This is a genomic window from Mesorhizobium sp. B2-5-13, from assembly GCF_006440535.1.
In the GTDB taxonomy this organism is placed as follows: Bacteria; Pseudomonadota; Alphaproteobacteria; order Rhizobiales; family Rhizobiaceae; genus Mesorhizobium; species Mesorhizobium salmacidum.
In genome coordinates this window covers 179,250-196,181 of the sequence record NZ_VFUI01000001.1, presented here as the reverse complement: position 1 = coordinate 196,181, position 16,932 = coordinate 179,250, and the positions used below count along the sequence as shown (strand labels likewise).

Here is a 16,932-nt window from a genome sequence, read left to right as displayed (position 1 = left end):
GACGGGTGATCTTACGTAGCGTTAACTTCTTATTAGCTTTTGCTAACAGAGAGGGCTTCCAATGAAAACCGCTATCGTTTGCGCGGCGATTGTGCTTGCCGTGTCGAGCGCCGCTATGGCGCACGAGAAGAAGAAGCCAACAGTCACTGCCGAAAAGACATGTGCAGGCATGTCGATCAAGGCGGCAGCAGCCGCCAAACTTGACTGCACCGCTACCGGAACCGCCAATTCACCACAGACGGACATGGGCAGTAATTCCAAGCCCCGCCTCGGTTATGAGACGAGCAGTCCCCAGGTGTTCTCTTTCGGGCTCTAGGGGTTGATGGTCGATTTTAGGGAGACGCTCACGCACCGGGCCGGCGAGGCGCTCGCGGAAGTCTCGCCCTTCAGGAACCGCTTCGCTGATTTTCAACCTAAGCCCGCTTGAATGTGTCATTCGGTTGCGCCATTGTGCCAGCCGCCCAAGTGATATGAGCCAACAAATGAAGCATCTAGAGAAGGCACGCCCTTTCGTGCCGACTGAATTTCATGTCTGCACTGTCGCAGATGGGAACGGCGCCCTTGGCCTTCTCTCGATCCATACAACGGAAGGGCTGTTGGATATCGCACTCGACCAACAGGCGGCCGAAGCCATCGTGGGTGCCGTCAATGAAATCCGCTCGAAGCTGCGTTCGAACCGCTAGTCTCATCGGGCCAGATTTGTCTGTCGCCGAGCATTAAGCGGTACCGCATATCCAAGTGGCCGATGAGGGTTCTGGCCTCAACCGCCGAATAGAACATCACTATTTCGCGGCCATCTTCGATGCGCTTAAGGCGGTAGACGTCTCGGTCCATTAGCGACATTTGCTCCCCACAAGGGAACATTAGCCTTCCTTCGTGACGATTTCGTGATGGGTCTTTCAGAACGGCCACGCCAACGCCAGCACGACGGTCGACGGCGGCGCTGGGGTGAGGCTGAGGAAGGGCTGAAATTTTCTTGTTCGCACGTTTCATCCATTAGTGAGGAAGCATATATTATCAGCAGCCGGTGGCCCGTCCCCCCGACTCTCCGCCGGTTAGGCCCGGCACGTTCCTGGTCCCCGCCAAAGATGCCGGGCCGCTTTTCTGCCCAACCGAATGGAATGCGCGCCCTTGGCGCTCCGCTGCGCGTCGAAACCGGGAATATTACCCCGCGCTCACCAATTGAAACGGAAAGGGACAAGCTTGGAACTTTCGCGAATCAAACACCCAAAGCCCGCTGCCCGAAGGAGGGACTGGCAGCGAGCCGTTCTGGAGGGCGCAGCGAAAGCAACGGCTTGGCGAATCAGACGCCTGGTGACAGATGCACCTCCAAGACGGCGGCTTTCTTGGCAATCAGTCCTTCCAGATCCGCGTCGGATCGCTTGGTTCCGGTACGTTCGCGCAGCAACGAGATGACCGCGCTCATCGAAAGCTGGACGGTGCGGTCGCTCAGGATTGCGTCCACCGCGCCGGCGACATCCGGAGTCTCCGTCGGTGCTCGCATGATCGGTTCCTTTCTGTTCAACTCGGCCTCGGCGCCGTTGGCCGGTCCCCGCACGCCCCGGTCGAAGATGACCGCCAGGCCGTTCTTCACGGCGAGGGCGGCGACCATGTCGTCGAGGTTGCGATCGGAAAGCGCTGGCTCCGAAGGATCGGGTTTCAGGGTTCTGCGGATCACTCGGGCGGCCTGGTCCGTCGACACAAAGCCAAAGTGCCGTTTTCTGGCCTCGACATATTGTTCTACGATCATGCTCAGACGCCGGGCTGCGATATCCCTGGGTTCCTGCATCTGGACCTCCTTCGGCTGCCGTAAGCGCAAGGTCGGCATTACCGACAGGAAATAGGGCGGCTGGTCGAGTCAGACAGGGGACGGACCAATCATTCCACGCATCTTCCAAAGAATCAGGAACGATCCCGGCCCTGATGCATTTTGGCTCTATGACCAGCTCATTGAGGGACGCCGGGACATGAAGATTGCGCATGTCGCACCACTTTACGAATCGGTGCCACCAAGGCTCTACGGGGGTACCGAGCGTATCATCTCATACCTTACCGAAGCTCTCGTCGATCTCGGCCACGAGGTGACATTGTTCGCCAGCGGCGACACAAAGACCTCCGCCAAACTGGTGCCATGCCGCGAAAGGGCGCTTCGTCTCGATCCCCGCCCGCTGAAGTCCGAGATCGCCGCGCATCTGTCGATGCTCGACGAGGTGAGGAACCGGGCCGACGAGTTTGACGTCGTTCATTTCCATCTCAGCCATTTCCTGCATTTTCCGTTTTTCCGCGATATGCCGCAACGCACGGTGACGACCCCGCATGGCAGGCTGGATTACGCGGACCTCGCGCAAGCCTATGACCGGTTTCCTCGGTTTCCCATGATTTCCATATCCCGCAGCCAGCGGGCGCGGTTCGCATCCGCGAATTGGCTGGCTACAATCCATCATGGGCTGCCGCTCGAGCTTTACGAGCCCGATTTCGAGGCAGGCTCCGACGGGACCTATCTTGCATTTCTCGGCAGAATGTCGCGCGACAAGCGGCCGGACCGGGCGATCGAGATCGCCCGCCGCACCGGCTTGAAACTGAAGCTCGCCGCCAAGGTAGGCGATGGCGACCGCGCCTATTTCGAGGAAGTCGTGCAGCCGCTGATCGATGGCGATCAGGTCGAATATGTCGGCGAGATCGGCGAGGATCAGAAGAGTAGGTTTCTGGGCAATGCGGCCGCTTTGCTGTTTCCCATCGATTGGCCCGAACCCTTCGGGCTTGCGGTGATCGAGGCCATGGCCTGCGGAACCCCGGTCATGGCCTGGAGTTGCGGGGCCATGCCCGAGATCATCGATCATGGGGTCACCGGCTTTGTCGTCGAAACCATCGAAGATGCCGTCGCCTCAATGCCGGCTCTCCTGCAACTCGACAGGCGACGAATAAGAACGGCCTTCGAAAAGCGGTTCTCCGCCGTCAGAATGGCCAGGGATTATGTCGCGGCCTATTCGCGGCTGAGCGACCGCCACGAGCAGAGCAGAGCCTCGTAAACCTTCACCCGTCCAGAAATCAGCACGGGACAATCTTCTTGACCATTACCCAACTCGACGAGCGCAAGCTCGACCCTGCAATAGCACTGGCTTCCCTGGACGAAACCGCCCCCAGGGAACCGCATCGGCTTTACGCCCTCAAGCATAGCGATTGCTTTGCCGTCGCCGATGCCTATGGCGACATACGCGGCGCTGGCGACGGCTTCTTCCGTGACGACACGCGCATGCTCTCCGAATTTCGCCTGACCGTTGGCGGGCGGTCGCTGTCGTTGCTTGGCGCATCGCTTAGCCAGGACAACGTCCTGTTCACCAGCAACCTGACCAATCTGCCGATCGAGAGCGCCGCGGGCCGTCAGATTCCGCAGGGCGCGATCCATATCGAGCGGGTCAGGCTTCTGTGGGAGGAAAGGCTATATGAACGCATCACGCTCTCCAACTATAGCCGGGAGCATTCGACGGTCCTGGTGTCGCTGCGCTTTGGCGTCGATTTTCGCGACATGTTCGAAGTCCGAGGTTCGACCCGTTCCAAGCGCGGCACCGCGCACACGGCCGAGATCGACCAGAGTTCGGTCGTGCTTCGCTACGAAGGTCTGGACCAAGTGGAGCGGACATCGGCGATCTCGTTTTCACAGCCGCCCGATCAACTGACCTCCGAGCGGGCGGATTTCTTCATTGCCGTCACCAAGCGCAGCCGCCAGACGCTGTACGTGGAGGTGGGGAGCAAGACAGACGCCCGCCCGCAAATTGATCGGTTCCGGGCCGCCGCCGCCCGCGCCCGTTTCGGCATGCGCGCCAAGCGCCGGCATGGGGCGACGCTCCACAGTTCGGGCCGCGTCTTCAATGACTGGATGGAGCGGGCCCGCGCCGATGTGGCGCTGCTCACGACGGAACTGGCGACGGGGCCTTACCCCTATGCCGGCATTCCGTGGTTCTCCACCGCCTTCGGCCGGGACGGCGTGATTTCCGCTCTGCAGATGCTTTGGCTAAATCCCGGCCTCGCCCGTGGCGTTCTTGCGTTTCTCGCCCAGCACCAGGCGACCGAAACCTCACCCTTCAGCGATTCCGAGCCCGGCAAGATCATGCACGAGACCCGCAAGGGCGAGATGGCGGCGCTGAGTGAGTTGCCGTTCGGCCGCTATTATGGCGGCGTCGACACGACGCCGCTCTACATTCATCTCGCCTGCGCCTATGCGGACCGCACGGGAGACACGGAATTCATCGATAGCCTGTGGCCATCGCTGTGCGCCGCCGCCGAGTGGATCGAGACGGCGAGCCGTTCGACCGGGTTCCTTACCTACCAGCGCGCCGCGGAATCCGGTCTTGCCAACCAGGGATGGAAGGACAGTTTTGATTCCGTCTTCCATGCCGATGGCCGCATTCCGAAAGGACCGATCGCGCTGGTCGAGGTCCAGGGTTACGTCTTTGCGGCGTTCCACGGATTGGCAAAGCTTGCACGGCTGCGCGGCGAAGAGGAGCGGTCGGAAAATTGGGAACTGCGCGCCGATGCGATTCGCCAACATGTCGAACGCCATTTCTGGATCGAAGACCTTGGCTACTATGCGCTGGCGATCGATGGCGATGGCCAACCCTGCAAGGTGCGCACGTCCAATGCGGGCCACCTGCTCTATGTCGGCCTTCCCAATCCGGATCGCGCACGCATTGTCGCCGATCAACTGCTATCGGCTTCGTTCCATTCCGGCTGGGGGCTGAGAACGCTGGCGGACGACGCTATCTTCTTCAACCCGATGTCCTATCACAACGGCTCCATCTGGCCGCACGACACCGCGATCTGCGCCGCCGGACTGGCGCGCTACGGCATCCGCGACAACGTGGTGCGGTTGATGAGTGGGACCTTCGAATCCGCGGTTCATTTCAACATGCGGCTGCCCGAACTGTTCTGCGGATTCACGCGCGCGGCCGGCGAAGCGCCGATTGCCTATCCGGTGGCTTGCCTGCCGCAGGCCTGGTCCGCAGGCTCCGCCTTCATGCTCATGCAGGCTTGCCTGGGCCTTCAGATTGACGGTCGGACAAACGAAATTCACGTGACCCAGCCGCGCTTGCCGATCGGTATCGACAACCTCGTCATTCGCCATCTCTCGGTAGGACATGTGGCGGTGGATCTGACGTTCCAGCGCGTGGGAGATCGTGTCGGCGCCTTCCTTGCGGATGCGCACGAGGGACTGGTGCCTCTGGTGGTCAGGAGTTGAAAAAACGGAACCATCATGAGTGCGGAACGTTGGATCACCACGTCATGGATGCCGGAGATCCTGTCGGTGGACTTGCCGCGTCCCATTGAAAGGTAGTCAATTCGAAATGCCCGACAACAGTTGGTATCTGGTCGTCCCTTCGGCCGCAATGTGGCTCTTCATTCTCGCAATTGTCGGTATCGCATGTGTCGCGCTTGCGGTGGTAATGTCGCGGGGACAGGCCAGGAGCGCGAAGCTCGCCAGGTATGAAGCAGAACCCATTCGCGGTCCGTTGCCGGAATTCGAGAAGAACGGGCAATCCACGACCGCCGCGCTCGTCCAATGGTCGCCGGAAACCTTGCGTCACATTTTGGCGAAGGAACTTCCCGATGCGCAGGTGATCGTGGTTTCAAACCGCGAACCCTATATCCACAACCGCAACGGCGACGAAATCCAACTGGTCGTGCCCGCCAGCGGGCTGGTCTCCGCGCTGGAGCCGATTACGCGCGCCTGCGCCGGCACATGGATCGCCTATGGTGGCGGTTCGGCCGATCCGCTTGTCGTCGACGAAAATGACCGCGTCGAGGTGCCGCCTGAAAATCCTTCCTATACGTTGCGCCGCGTCTGGCTGAGCGAGGGAGAACTGCAAGGCTATTACCTGGGCTTTGCCAATGAAGGGCTCTGGCCGCTGTGCCACATAGCCTTCACCCGGCCGATATTCCGCGCCTCCGACTGGGAGGCCTATGAGGCGGTCAACCGTAAATTCGCCGATACCGTCGTCGCGGAGGCACGTAACGAGCGGCCCATCGTGCTGGTCCAGGACTACCATTTCGCGCTGTTGCCGCGGATGATCCGGGAGCGCCTGCCGGAAGCGATCATCATCACCTTCTGGCACATTCCGTGGCCGAATTCAGAGGTGTTCAGCATCTGCCCATGGCGCGAGAAGATTCTCGAAGGATTGCTGGGCAGTTCAATCGTCGGCTTTCACACCCAGTTCCATTGCAACAACTTCATCGATAGCGTCGACCGCTTCCTGGAGAGCAGGATCGAGCGTGAGGATTCCGCCATCTCCTATGGCGGTCAGATCAGCCTGGTTCACGCCTATCCGATTTCAATCGAATGGGAGCCGCCGCGTCTGAGCAAACTGCCTGCCGTTGCAGAATGTCGCCGGCTTATCCGCGATAAATTCGGCTTTGCCGAAAACGTCAGGCTGTGCGTGGGCGTCGAACGCCTCGACTATACCAAGGGCATCCTGGACCGCCTCAACGCGCTCGATGAGTTGCTCACACTGCATCCGGAATGGATCGGCAAGGTGGCGTTCCTGCAGGTCGCCGCGCCAAGCCGCGGCACCTTGCCTGCCTATCAACAATTGTACGAGGAATGTCTGCGCCATGCCGAGGATATCAACCAGCGCCATGGTCGTGAAGGCTATACCCCGGTGGTGCTGGTGACCGAACATCACTCGCAAACACAGGTCTACGAGATTTACCGGGCCGCCGACGTCTGCATGGTCACCAGCCTTCACGACGGCATGAACCTAGTTGCAAAGGAGTTTGTCGCGGCGCGCGAGGATGAACAGGGCGTGCTGCTGCTCAGCATGTTTGCCGGCGCGTCGAAGGAGCTGCTGGAGGCGTTGATCGTCAATCCCTATGACGCGGCGATGATGGGCGACGCCCTGCTGCAAGCCTTGACCATGTCACCGGAAGAGCAAAGTCAGCGCATGCGACGCATGCGCGAGGTCGTACGCGAAAACAATGTCTATCGATGGGCGGGCAGCATGCTGTTCGATGCGGCGCGCCTGCGCAAACGCGATGCGGTCGATCGTGCCGTCAATGGCGCCCCCGGTTCTCCTGGCCCCGGTTCTTCTGGCCCCGGTTCTTCTGGCAATGTGATATCGCTGCTCGACCGCAAGCGCGTGGCAGCGCTGTGATGTCGACATTGTCAAACTTGACCGAACCCAATGTCCCGCAGAATGCGTGGTGTCTTTTCCTCGATATCGATGGCACGCTTCTCGAACATGCCGCGCATCCAGATGCGGTGGTTGTCGGCGATGAATTGCGGACGCTGTTGGCGGGGCTCGAATTGCAATTGGACGGAGCTCTGGCGTTCATCACGGGACGGTCGATCGCCGCGGTCGATCATCTTTTCCAGCCCCTCAGATTGCGCGCCGCCGGGCTTTACGGCCTTGAGCACAGGCTCACGCGTGATGGTCCGGTCGAGGCGGCGGGAGAGCCGGCCGACATTGCGGCGCTTGCCGAGGAAATCGAAGCGGAGCTGGGTAGTGCGGACGTCTATATCGAGCGCAAGGGTCCGATCCTCGCAATCCACACACGCGCGGCACCGCAATTGTTGCAGCGCGCGACGCAACTGGTCGAGCAGGCGCTGGACAGGTTGCCCGCGGGGTATCGGGTGCTGGCTGGCAATGCCGGCGTTGAATTGATGCCGTTGGAGGCGGCGAAGGGAGCGGCAATCAGGCGCTTTTTGGATCTGCCGGCTTTCGAGGGGAGGCGGCCGGTGTTTCTTGGCGACGACACATCCGACGAGAATGGTTTTGAGGCCGTGAATGAGATGGACGGCATCTCGATCCGCATCAAACCGAGCGGACCGACAGCGGCGCGCCACGTGCTTGCCGGGGTTGGCGAGGCCTTGGCTTGGCTGGCTGCGGTGAGCCAGACTCAGTCCGTCACCGCCGGCTCGTTCGGCAAGACGGTTCGGGCAAAGGCCGGGCGGGACTGAAGGAATAATGCTTGTCGAAGAATTCAAGAGTTGATGACAGTCCAGTTCAGCAGAAGCCTTTAAGCATCAATTGCTGTACCACCGGCTGCACATTCTCTCGGTAGGTGATGCATCTATCGTAGAGCTTCCTCGCGACGCGCTCTTTGCCGATCCGCTCCCATTCAGGGGTCCAGGACTTGTTCCAGTCGAAATTCTGCGAGATGAGAAGTTCCCTATCGAAACACTGCGGGTCTCGATCCAAAATTTGTCGAGCCTCATCTGCAAGCGGCGTATAAGCTTTGACCGCTGCTATCTTTCTGGCGCGGGCTGCCGAATCCAGCTGAACTTCCACCTCGACAAGTCCCGGCACGTTGGGAACCGCCGCCGAACAAAGGTGCTTGTGGCCCGGTCTGGCGCCGTGCAGCCTGCCATTAAGAGCATTACCAAACGCGCATGCGAGATCGTGAATAGGATTGTAGCCATCGACCGCATCGGAAACGACTTGAACGTCTTGAAATTCCATCAAATCGAGACGAATTTGCCTCAGCACGTCGGCAAAGAAACCACCGTCCGTGGTCAACAGCGCTTTGTACCAGGCGGAATCCGGAATTTCGCCAAAGATTGCTCCGGCAGTCGCACCGGCGGCGTCCACCGCCTCGCGCGAGAATTTGGTTCGAGCCTGGTTACGTCCGCCCGAGCCATCCGTGAGCAGATACACTCGCGGCCTGCTAAGCTCCAGCCAATGATGGATTCTGAGCTCATGTCCTGGATGTGCGAGGATCAGCACATGTTGCAACTTTTCAGGCATGTGGTCGCTCTCTAGTCATACTCCGGCATTGCCCAGCCGGAGGCCGAAATCAGGTTGCGTCGAAATGCTGTGCAACGGTCCCGCAAGTTTGGACGGCATCTGGAATCCTTGTCTGGTCAATGGCTTCGAACTAAGAAACGCTGCCTAGCACCCATTGTCTTTGTCGCCAATGCGGAACAGGCAAGGAGGCCGCCTTTGCGGATACTGATAACCAACCTGTTTGTGTCGCAAAATAGCGGCTCGGAATCCGTCGTGGAATTGCTTGCCGACGGACTTCGCGGCGCGGGGCATCAAACTATGTTGTTAGCGCCGATGCTTGGCGACATGGCTGACAGGCTCCGCAGCCGCGGGCACCAAGTGGTTGATCGGATCGCGGAGATTATCGAAAGGCCCGATGTGATCCACGGGCAGCATCTGACTCCCTGTCTGACCGCGGTCGCCAGATTTCCTGATGTGCCGGCCGTATTCTCCTGTCATAGCGCCTTCTTCGAGGTCGAGGCCCCGATGCTCCATCCACAGATTCGCCATTGGATCGCGGTGGACGAGGCGTGCAAAGCAAGATGCCTCTCACGGGGTGTGCCGGCAGACAGGTTGGATATTGTTTTCAATGCGGTTGATCTCGAACGTTTCAAGCAGCGACCGCGGCTGCCCTCGAGGCCGCAGAGGGGGCTGCTGCTAACCAAGAATTTCGAGCACCAGCAAGCAGTGCGAGAAGCCTGCCTCAAAAGCGGAATTCACCTCGATGAGCTGGGGTCCGCAACAGGCCGGTACTCATATCAACTCGAAAAAGATCTGCTCGAGTACGACATCGTGTTTGCGACTGCCCGAATGGCTATCGAGGCGGCAGCAGTGGGGTGCTCGGTTGTGGTTTGCGACGGACGTGGCTTCGCCGGCTTGCTGACTGCAGGAAACATGGAAATGTGGCGGCGCATGAACCTCGGCGTCGGACTTCTGACCAGACCGACCACAATCCACGATCTGTTGGAGGCGATCTCGAGGTTTGATGCCGACGATGCCGCCGAGGTGACAGCCTATTTTCGTGGAACGGTAGGTGCAGGCGACTTCATCAAGGAACATCTTCGAATTTATGATCAGGCCATACAGGCCAATTCTGCTACCACGGCAGACGAACGGTCGCTCGCCACCGCTTGCTGGATCGAAGAGATTGGTGTTTCAGCCTCACCTCGCAAATGGCTCCAGATTGCCAAGGAACTGCACGGGTTGGTCGGCCCTGAAACCTCGCTGTTGCAGTTGCTGCAGTCAAACACAGAAACCCTAGAGGGCAGTGCAGTGGCGTTGGCCGACCTTGGTGGACAGGTCAATTCCATCAAGCTCGATACGGCCCAACTTGATTCGCTCTCCCACGCGTCAGCTTCGATCGTTAACGTGACCGAAATCACCCGAGACACATTGTCTCGAATAGATCAGAATCTGGCAGTTCTTTCGGATTTGGCAAGCAAACTCAAACGATTATATAACAGTTCGACCCCTCTATTTTTGCGAAAGATTCTTCTCAGGATGCGAGAGCGAATTTGAAGGTAGCTGACGGAATTCGTGGCTATTCAATTTGTACATCGCCAAGATCTGGCAGCAACTTCCTGTGTCAGCATCTTAGCAGTACCGGCGTGCTCGGACATCCGCTTGAATATTTCAACTGGAGGGGTCGTCGATTTTTTAATGATCCAACCTTCCCTGAATGCATCGTCGGCCAAGTCGAGAAAATTCTCACCATGGGCGCGACGCCCAATCGTATCTACGGCCTGAAAATCTTTGCGCACCAGCATGATTGGATTTCGAGAGAAATCGATTGGATCAATGCGCTTCCAAATCTTCATTTTGTGTATCTTTCCAGGCGAGACCTTCTCGGTCAGGCGGTATCTTGGGCAAGGGCGATCCAAACGGGTCAGTACCGATCGAGCCAGCCCGCAAACCAGCCGGCGGTTTTCGATGCCGAACTGATTCGGAGGCAGCTCGATGTGCTGGTTCGGGAAAGGGCGCGTTGGGAGATGTTCTATGCACGAACGGGGATCGAACCTCTAAGACTCGAATATGAGCTAGTTGTCGCGAACCCACAGGATGCCGTCCGCAAAGTCGCCGATATGATGGGCCTGCAACTGCAGCCCAATCAGGATTTCAGCAAAGTCGTCATCCAGAAACAGCGAGACTCGATCAACCTCGAATGGGCCCATCGTTTCAAGTTAGAGCAGGGCAATCCAAATGTGTTGGATATCGTATGAGGTTGTCACATGCCGTCGCGATGGAATACTGCGGGAATTGCAGGCGGCGCTGTCGTCAGCCTTCCCCGAAAACCAGCGAAACATTGCCACCCGCGTGGCGCTCGAGGCGACTGGCGAGGTCGAGTTCCAGCAGCACCATGAAGACCTGGGCCGGGTGTAGGCCGGTGTGGCGGATGATTTCGTCGACCGGCACCGGTGTCGGCCCCAGCGCCTCGATTACCTTGGCGCGGTCCCTCTCGCCCGGTGGCGGCGTTGCCGAAAAATCGGGCGGGTCTTCAAACGGCAGCACCTCAGGCGCTCGCATGCCGGTCAGTGGAAGGATCGCCCTGGATATGTCCGAAGCTTCGGTGACCAGCGTGGCGCCGTCCTTGAGCAGGCCGTTGGTACCGGCTGCGCGCGGATCGAGTGGGGAGCCGGGGACCGCAAAGACGAGTCGGCCCATCTCGCCGGCAAGCCTGGCGCTGATCAGCGAGCCTGAGCGCTGCGCTGCCTCGACCACCACCAGTCCAAGGGCAGCACCAGCAACAAGACGGTTACGGCGCGGGAAATCCTGGGCACGCGGCTGCCAGCCGAACGGCATTTCCGAGATGATGGCGCCGCGCTCGGCAATATCATCGCACAGGCCGGTATTTTCGGGCGGGTAGGGCAGGTCGAGGCCGCCGGCGAGCACTCCGACCGTACCGGTCAAGAGACTGCCCTGATGCGCCGCTGTGTCGATGCCGCGCGCCAGGCCGGAGATGATGCCGTAGCCCTCTCTTGCGAGATCGGCTGCCAGCATGCGCGCCATCTTGATGCCGGCAAGCGACGCGTTGCGGGCGCCGACAATCGCGACCCCCGGCAGTCGGAACACCGCGGCATTACCCTTGACCGCCAGCAGCGGCGGCGGATTGTCCATGCTGCGCAGCAGCGGCGGATAGTCTGCCTCGCCGATGCCGACAAAGCGTGCACCGATCCGCCTCGCGGCCTCCATCTCGGCCTCGGTTTCGGCAACGGAAGGGATGCGCACGATCCGGTTGGCGCCACCGGAAATCATCAGTTCCGGCAGCATTTCCAACGCGACCTCGGCCGAACCGAAGCGGTTGATCAGGTCGCGAAAAGAGGCCGGGCCGACATTCTGGGTGCGGATCAGCCGCAGCCAGCTTAGCCGCTGGCGATCGGTGAGACGCGGCCCGGCGGCCGGTTCGCTCACCCCTTGGCTCCGATCTTGCCTTCGGTGCCGGCAATCAGCCGCGAAATGTTTTCCCGATGTTTGATGAAGACAATGATGCTCATCACCACGAACAGCACTGCAATCCGCGGTGTGCTCATGAAATACAGGGCGATCGGGACGACGACGGCCGCAGCCAGCGCTGCCAGCGAGGAGAAGCGGAACAGAAAAGCCATCACCAGCCAGACAATGGCGAAGATCAACGCCACCTGCCAGGCAAGGCCGACCAGCACACCGAGATAGGTCGCGACGCCCTTGCCCCCTTTAAACCTCAGCCATGCCGGAAACAGGTGGCCCAGAAAGGCGCCAAAGCCAGCCCAGACCGCCGTCTCAGGCGCGAAATGGCCTGCTATCAGCACGGCGGCCGTGCCTTTCAGCGCATCGAGCAGCAAGGTCGCGGCGGCGAGGCCCTTGTTGCCGGTGCGCAGCACATTGGTGGCGCCGATATTGCCGGAGCCGATCTTGCGTACGTCACCAAGGCCGGCCGCGCGGGTGAGCAGCAGGCCAAACGGAATTGAGCCCAGCAGATAACCGAACACCAACGCCAGGATCAGGCCGTAAGTCATTGTTTCCCCCGCATTGTCCACAACCATGCTCGATGTGGCATGGTTACCGCCGGCTCAGGCAGAAAATACTGTGCGGCCCGCCACCAGCGTTTGCAAGACCTTGCCTTGCAGTCGTGCGCCTTCGAAGCATGTGTTTTTCGAGCGCGAGCGGATGCCGCTTTCACTGACAATCCAGGGTTCATCGAGATCGACGAGGGCGAGATCGGCTACCGCGCCCGGCTTCAGTGTGCCGCCGGGCAATCCAAACAGCCTCGCCGGCGCGGTGGACAAGGTTTCGATCAGCCTGAGCAAAGGCACGTCGCCATTGTGGTAGAGCCGCAAGGCCGCCCCAAGCAGGGTTTCGAGGCCGATGGCGCCAGCAGCGGCGTCAGCGAAGGGCAGCCGCTTGGTGTCGACATCCTGCGGATCATGCGAAGAGACGATGACATCGATCGTTCCGTCCTTCACCGCCTCGATCACAGCCAGCCGGTCTTCCTCGGCGCGCAGCGGCGGCGTCAGGCGGAAGAAGGTGCGGTACTCGCCGACGTCGTTTTCATTGAGCGACAGATTGTGGATCGATACGCCCGATGTCACTGCCGCGCCGTCAGCCTTCGCCCGCGCCATGGCGCTTGCCGCCATTGCCGTCGAGATCTTCGCGGCGTGGTACGAACCGCGCGTCAGCCGCGCCAGCGCGAGGTCCCGCTCGAGCGGGATGGATTCGGCTTCACGCGGAATGCCGGAAAGACCGAGCCAACTGGCATACAGGCCTTCATTCATGACGCCCGAGGACCCAAGGTCGGCATCCTGCGTTTCATGGACGATGGTGGCGCCGAAATCGCGCGCGTAGGTCAGCGCGCGGCGCATCACCAGCGCGCTCGATATCGTATGCCGCCCATCGGTGAAGGCGACCGCACCCGCCTCGCGTAGCAGGCCGAACTCCGTCATTTCGCGCCCGTGGAGGCCCTTGGTGATGGCGGCGGCCGGAAAGATGTTGACGACGGCCGTATCCTTGGCGGTGCGCAGCACGAATTCGACCAGCGCCACATTGTCGATCACCGGGTCGGTATCGGGCATCATGACGATCGACGTCACCCCGCCCGCGGCCGCGGCGACACTCGCCGAAGCGATGGTTTCGCGATGCTCGCCGCCCGGCTCTCCGATGAAGACGCGGCCATCGATCAAACCTGGCATGATCGCCTTGCCGGCGCAGTCGATTGCCGTGGCGCCGTCGGGGACGCCCTGGTTCAGCGTTGCCTTGCCAGCGGCAACGATTTTCTTGCCATCGATCATGACCGAGCCGACTTCGTCGATGCCGCGCGAAGGGTCGAGGATGCGGGCACGTTCAAAGACCGTGATGCTCATGCGGCGCGGCCCCCTTGATTGCGGCCCTCTTGATTACGACGGGGATCGAGCAGCGCTTCCATCACCGCCATGCGCACGGCGACACCCATTTCCACCTGCTCCTGGATGACGCTTTGCGGGCCGTCGGCGATTTCGGAGGCGATCTCGACACCTCGGTTCATCGGGCCGGGATGCATGACCAGCGCGTCGTCCTTGGCCGCCTTCAGCTTCTCGGCATCCAGGCCGAAATAACGGAAATATTCGCGCACCGACGGCACGAAGGCGCCCGCCATGCGCTCGCGCTGCAAGCGCAACATCATCACCACATCCGCGTCCTTGAGGCCTTCCGCCATCGAGCGGCAGATGATGACGCCCATCCTTTCGATGCCCGAGGGCAACAGCGTCGAGGGCGCCACCACGCGGACCTGTGCGCCGAGTGCGTTGAGCAGCATGATGTTGGAGCGCGCCACGCGCGAATGCAGGATGTCGCCGCAGATCGCCACGATCAGCTTCGACAGCGGACCCTTGGCGCGGCGGATGGTGAGCGCGTCGAGCAGCGCCTGTGTCGGGTGTTCATGCGCGCCATCACCGGCATTGACCACCGAGCAGCCGACCTTCTGCGCCAGAAGGGCCGCCGCGCCTGCCGACTGATGGCGGATGATCAATATATCGGGCCGCATGGCGTTCAGTGTCATCGCGGTGTCGATGAGCGTTTCGCCCTTTTTCACGGAAGAGCTCGCCACCGACATGTTCATGACGTCGGCGCCGAGCCGTTTTCCGGCCAGTTCGAAGGACGACTGCGTGCGGGTCGAGGCTTCGTAGAAGAGGTTGATCTGGGTGCGGCCGCGCAGCGTCGAGGTCTTTTTCTCGGACTGCCGCGAGATCGCGACCGCCCGATCCGCCCTGTCGAGCAACAACTCGATGTCGGCGGGCGAAAGATCGCTGATGCCCAGAAGATGGCGGTGAGGATAGAATGGCAGGGACGAAGCGTCGGTCATCTCAAGGGGCTGCTATAGGGTGCGGATTTCGCGCCCGCAAGCACCCGCTTTGGATTGACGCCGTTCTCCCCGGTATTTTCGTCGCGCGCGCGGCAACGCTTGGGCTATATCTAGCCGATGGCCTCGGATTCGAGGCTTTCCGACGATAGGGCCTTTCTAGAAGGATTGGGCGTGACCGACGACGTGACGAACCAGCCGCCGCCGTTGACGGGCGGCAACGCCTGGCGAGGCGATCCGTTGCTGATCCAGCTTGCCGAGCGCTTTTCGGATCCGGTGCGCAAGGATCTCGATGGGCTTGGCCGTTTCGTGCTCACGCAAGAAGCCCAGGAACTGGCGCGCCTCGCCAATGTCGAGACCCCGAAACTCAGGACCCACGATCGCCAGGGACGGCGCATCGACCTGGTCGAATTCCATCCCGCCTACCACGCCTTGATGCGCCGTTCGGTGGCCAACGGCCTGCACTCTTCAGTCTGGGAAAATGGCGACGCCGAGATTGGCCGCCGCCATCAGGTGCGGGCCGCCCGTTTCTACCTGACCGCCGAGCTCGAGACCGGACACCTCTGCCCCATCACCATGACCAGCGCCTCGCTGGCGGCGCTGATGGCCAGTCCAAAACTGTTTCGCGAATGGGCGCCGCGCGTAACGACGCGCAAATATGACCAGAGCCAAAAGCCGCCGGTCGAGAAGACCGGGCTGACGCTCGGCATGGGCATGACCGAGAAACAGGGCGGCACGGATGTGCGGGCCAATGTGACCAGGGCGGAACGCGTCGGAAGTGGGTTCTACCGCCTGACGGGACACAAATGGTTCATGTCGGCGCCGATGTCGGATGCCTTCCTAGTGCTGGCGCAAGCGCCGGAGGGGCTGTCATGCTTCCTGGTGCCGCGCGTGCTCGGCGACGGGTCGGGCAATGGCTTTCGCTTCCAGCGGCTGAAGGACAAGCTCGGCAACCGCTCCAACGCGTCTTCCGAGGTCGAGTTCGTCAACGCCATCGGCGAGATGGTCGGCGAGCCCGGCGCCGGCGTCAAGACGATCATGGACATGGTGACGCTGACCCGGCTCGACTGCGCGGTGGCGTCTTCGGCGATCATGCGAGCGGGGCTGGCCGAAGCGATCCATCATGCTCGTCATCGCCAGGTGTTCGGGACCACCCTGATCGAGCAACCGCTTATGCAGCGGGTGCTGGCCGACATGGCGCTCGATGTCGCCGCGGCGACCGCGCTCTCGTTCCGGCTGGCGCGTTCCTTCGACGAGGCGGCGAGCGATCGCGGCGAGGCGGCGTTCGCCCGCGCCATGACGCCGGTCGTCAAATACTGGGTCTGCAAGATCGCGCCGCCGCTGCTTTATGAGGCGATGGAGTGCCTTGGCGGCAATGGCTATGTCGAGGAAGCTCCGCTCGCGCGCTATTACCGCGAAGCACCTGTCAACGCGATCTGGGAAGGATCGGGCAATGTCATGGCGCTCGATGTGCTGCGCGTGCTTGGCCGCGCCCCGGGCCTTTTCGAAGAGGTGCTGGGCGGCATTGACCGCGACCTGGGTGCCGGCGGACGCGGCACGGTCGGTGTTCTGAAGGCGGCCATGCAGGTCGCTTCGACCGACGAGGGCTCGGCCCGGCTGCTGACGGAACAGCTTGCGCTGTCGGCGGCGGCGGCCGAGTTGCGCCGGCTGGGGGCAGGGCGGATCGCCGACGCTTTCGTCGAGACGCGGCTCGCGGGCCAGTGGCGCAATACCTACGGTATGCTCGATTCTCGTCACGATGCGCGCATGATCATCGATACGCTCTATCCGACGGTGAATTGACAGCGATGCCATTCATCATCCGAGGGCGTTGCCGGAATCTTCACCGGCCCAGCCGCCGTTAACCTT

The 16,932-nt window shown here is 61.1% G+C and carries 15 protein-coding genes; 9 read left to right on the top strand and 6 right to left on the bottom strand.

Annotation, left to right across the window (positions count from 1 at the left end):
• Window positions 1-61 precede the first annotated feature (61 nt).
• Window positions 62-316, top strand: coding sequence for a hypothetical protein (locus FJ434_RS01030; protein WP_140510922.1), 255 nt, complete (start codon window positions 62-64; stop codon window positions 314-316).
• Between the two features lie 154 nt (window positions 317-470).
• Window positions 471-683: a hypothetical protein gene (locus FJ434_RS01025; RefSeq protein WP_246678321.1), complete on the top strand. Its 213-nt coding sequence runs from the start codon at window positions 471-473 to the stop codon at window positions 681-683.
• A 620-nt stretch (window positions 684-1,303) separates the two neighbouring features.
• On the opposite strand, the gene FJ434_RS29645 is transcribed toward FJ434_RS01025, so the two are convergent.
• Complete coding sequence (locus FJ434_RS29645) at window positions 1,304-1,789, bottom strand: hypothetical protein (protein WP_181166004.1); 486 nt, start codon at window positions 1,787-1,789, stop codon at window positions 1,304-1,306.
• A gap of 178 nt (window positions 1,790-1,967) precedes the next feature.
• Here FJ434_RS29645 and FJ434_RS01010 point away from each other — a divergent pair, with 178 nt between their 5' ends.
• The 4 genes from FJ434_RS01010 to otsB all read left to right on the top strand — a co-directional run bounded on the left by FJ434_RS01010 (window position 1,968) and on the right by otsB (window position 7,951).
• The gene (locus FJ434_RS01010; protein ID WP_140510926.1) at window positions 1,968-3,029 is read left to right on the top strand and encodes a glycosyltransferase family 4 protein; all 1,062 of its coding nucleotides are present in this window, start codon (window positions 1,968-1,970) and stop codon (window positions 3,027-3,029) included.
• A 44-nt stretch (window positions 3,030-3,073) separates the two neighbouring features.
• Window positions 3,074-5,236, top strand: coding sequence for an amylo-alpha-1,6-glucosidase (locus tag FJ434_RS01005; RefSeq protein ID WP_140510941.1), 2,163 nt, complete (start codon window positions 3,074-3,076; stop codon window positions 5,234-5,236).
• Between the two features lie 106 nt (window positions 5,237-5,342).
• Complete coding sequence (locus FJ434_RS01000) at window positions 5,343-7,145, top strand: trehalose-6-phosphate synthase (protein ID WP_181166005.1); 1,803 nt, start codon at window positions 5,343-5,345, stop codon at window positions 7,143-7,145.
• Window positions 7,145-7,951, top strand: a complete 807-nt coding sequence (otsB, locus tag FJ434_RS00995) for a trehalose-phosphatase (protein ID WP_140510928.1) — start codon at window positions 7,145-7,147, stop codon at window positions 7,949-7,951. Before FJ434_RS01000 ends, otsB begins: the two co-directional genes overlap by 1 nt.
• A gap of 46 nt (window positions 7,952-7,997) precedes the next feature.
• Here the strand turns inward: otsB and FJ434_RS00990 are convergent, their stop codons facing one another.
• Window positions 7,998-8,738, bottom strand: coding sequence for a hypothetical protein (locus FJ434_RS00990; RefSeq protein WP_140510930.1), 741 nt, complete (start codon window positions 8,736-8,738; stop codon window positions 7,998-8,000).
• A gap of 195 nt (window positions 8,739-8,933) precedes the next feature.
• Here FJ434_RS00990 and FJ434_RS00985 point away from each other — a divergent pair, with 195 nt between their 5' ends.
• Both FJ434_RS00985 and FJ434_RS00980 read left to right on the top strand, forming a co-directional pair.
• Window positions 8,934-10,274 carry a glycosyltransferase family 4 protein gene (locus tag FJ434_RS00985; RefSeq protein WP_140750225.1) on the top strand — a complete coding sequence of 447 codons (1,341 nt, stop codon included), beginning with the start codon at window positions 8,934-8,936 and terminating at the stop codon, window positions 10,272-10,274.
• Entirely contained in the window at window positions 10,271-10,975 is a 705-nt protein-coding gene (locus tag FJ434_RS00980) for a Stf0 family sulfotransferase (RefSeq protein WP_181166006.1), read from the top strand. The genes FJ434_RS00985 and FJ434_RS00980 overlap by 4 nt, the downstream gene beginning before the upstream one ends.
• A gap of 55 nt (window positions 10,976-11,030) precedes the next feature.
• Here FJ434_RS00980 and dprA read toward each other — a convergent pair whose 3' ends face one another.
• The 4 genes from dprA to FJ434_RS00960 are packed head-to-tail and all read right to left on the bottom strand — an operon-like array spanning window position 11,031 to window position 15,066.
• Window positions 11,031-12,164 (bottom strand): DNA-processing protein DprA, encoded by a 1,134-nt coding sequence (dprA, locus tag FJ434_RS00975; RefSeq protein ID WP_140750229.1) that lies wholly within the window; start codon window positions 12,162-12,164, stop codon window positions 11,031-11,033.
• Entirely contained in the window at window positions 12,161-12,748 is a 588-nt protein-coding gene (plsY, locus tag FJ434_RS00970) for a glycerol-3-phosphate 1-O-acyltransferase PlsY (RefSeq protein WP_140510936.1), read from the bottom strand. The genes dprA and plsY overlap by 4 nt, the downstream gene beginning before the upstream one ends.
• Before the next feature lie 54 nt (window positions 12,749-12,802).
• Complete coding sequence (locus FJ434_RS00965; protein WP_140796804.1) at window positions 12,803-14,089, bottom strand: dihydroorotase; 1,287 nt, start codon at window positions 14,087-14,089, stop codon at window positions 12,803-12,805.
• The gene (locus tag FJ434_RS00960) at window positions 14,086-15,066 is read right to left on the bottom strand and encodes an aspartate carbamoyltransferase catalytic subunit (protein WP_140750237.1); all 981 of its coding nucleotides are present in this window, start codon (window positions 15,064-15,066) and stop codon (window positions 14,086-14,088) included. Before FJ434_RS00960 ends, FJ434_RS00965 begins: the two co-directional genes overlap by 4 nt.
• A 171-nt stretch (window positions 15,067-15,237) precedes the next feature.
• Here FJ434_RS00960 and FJ434_RS00955 point away from each other — a divergent pair, with 171 nt between their 5' ends.
• The gene (locus FJ434_RS00955; RefSeq protein ID WP_140750239.1) at window positions 15,238-16,866 is read left to right on the top strand and encodes a DNA alkylation response protein; all 1,629 of its coding nucleotides are present in this window, start codon (window positions 15,238-15,240) and stop codon (window positions 16,864-16,866) included.
• The last annotated feature ends 66 nt before the right edge of the window (window positions 16,867-16,932 follow it).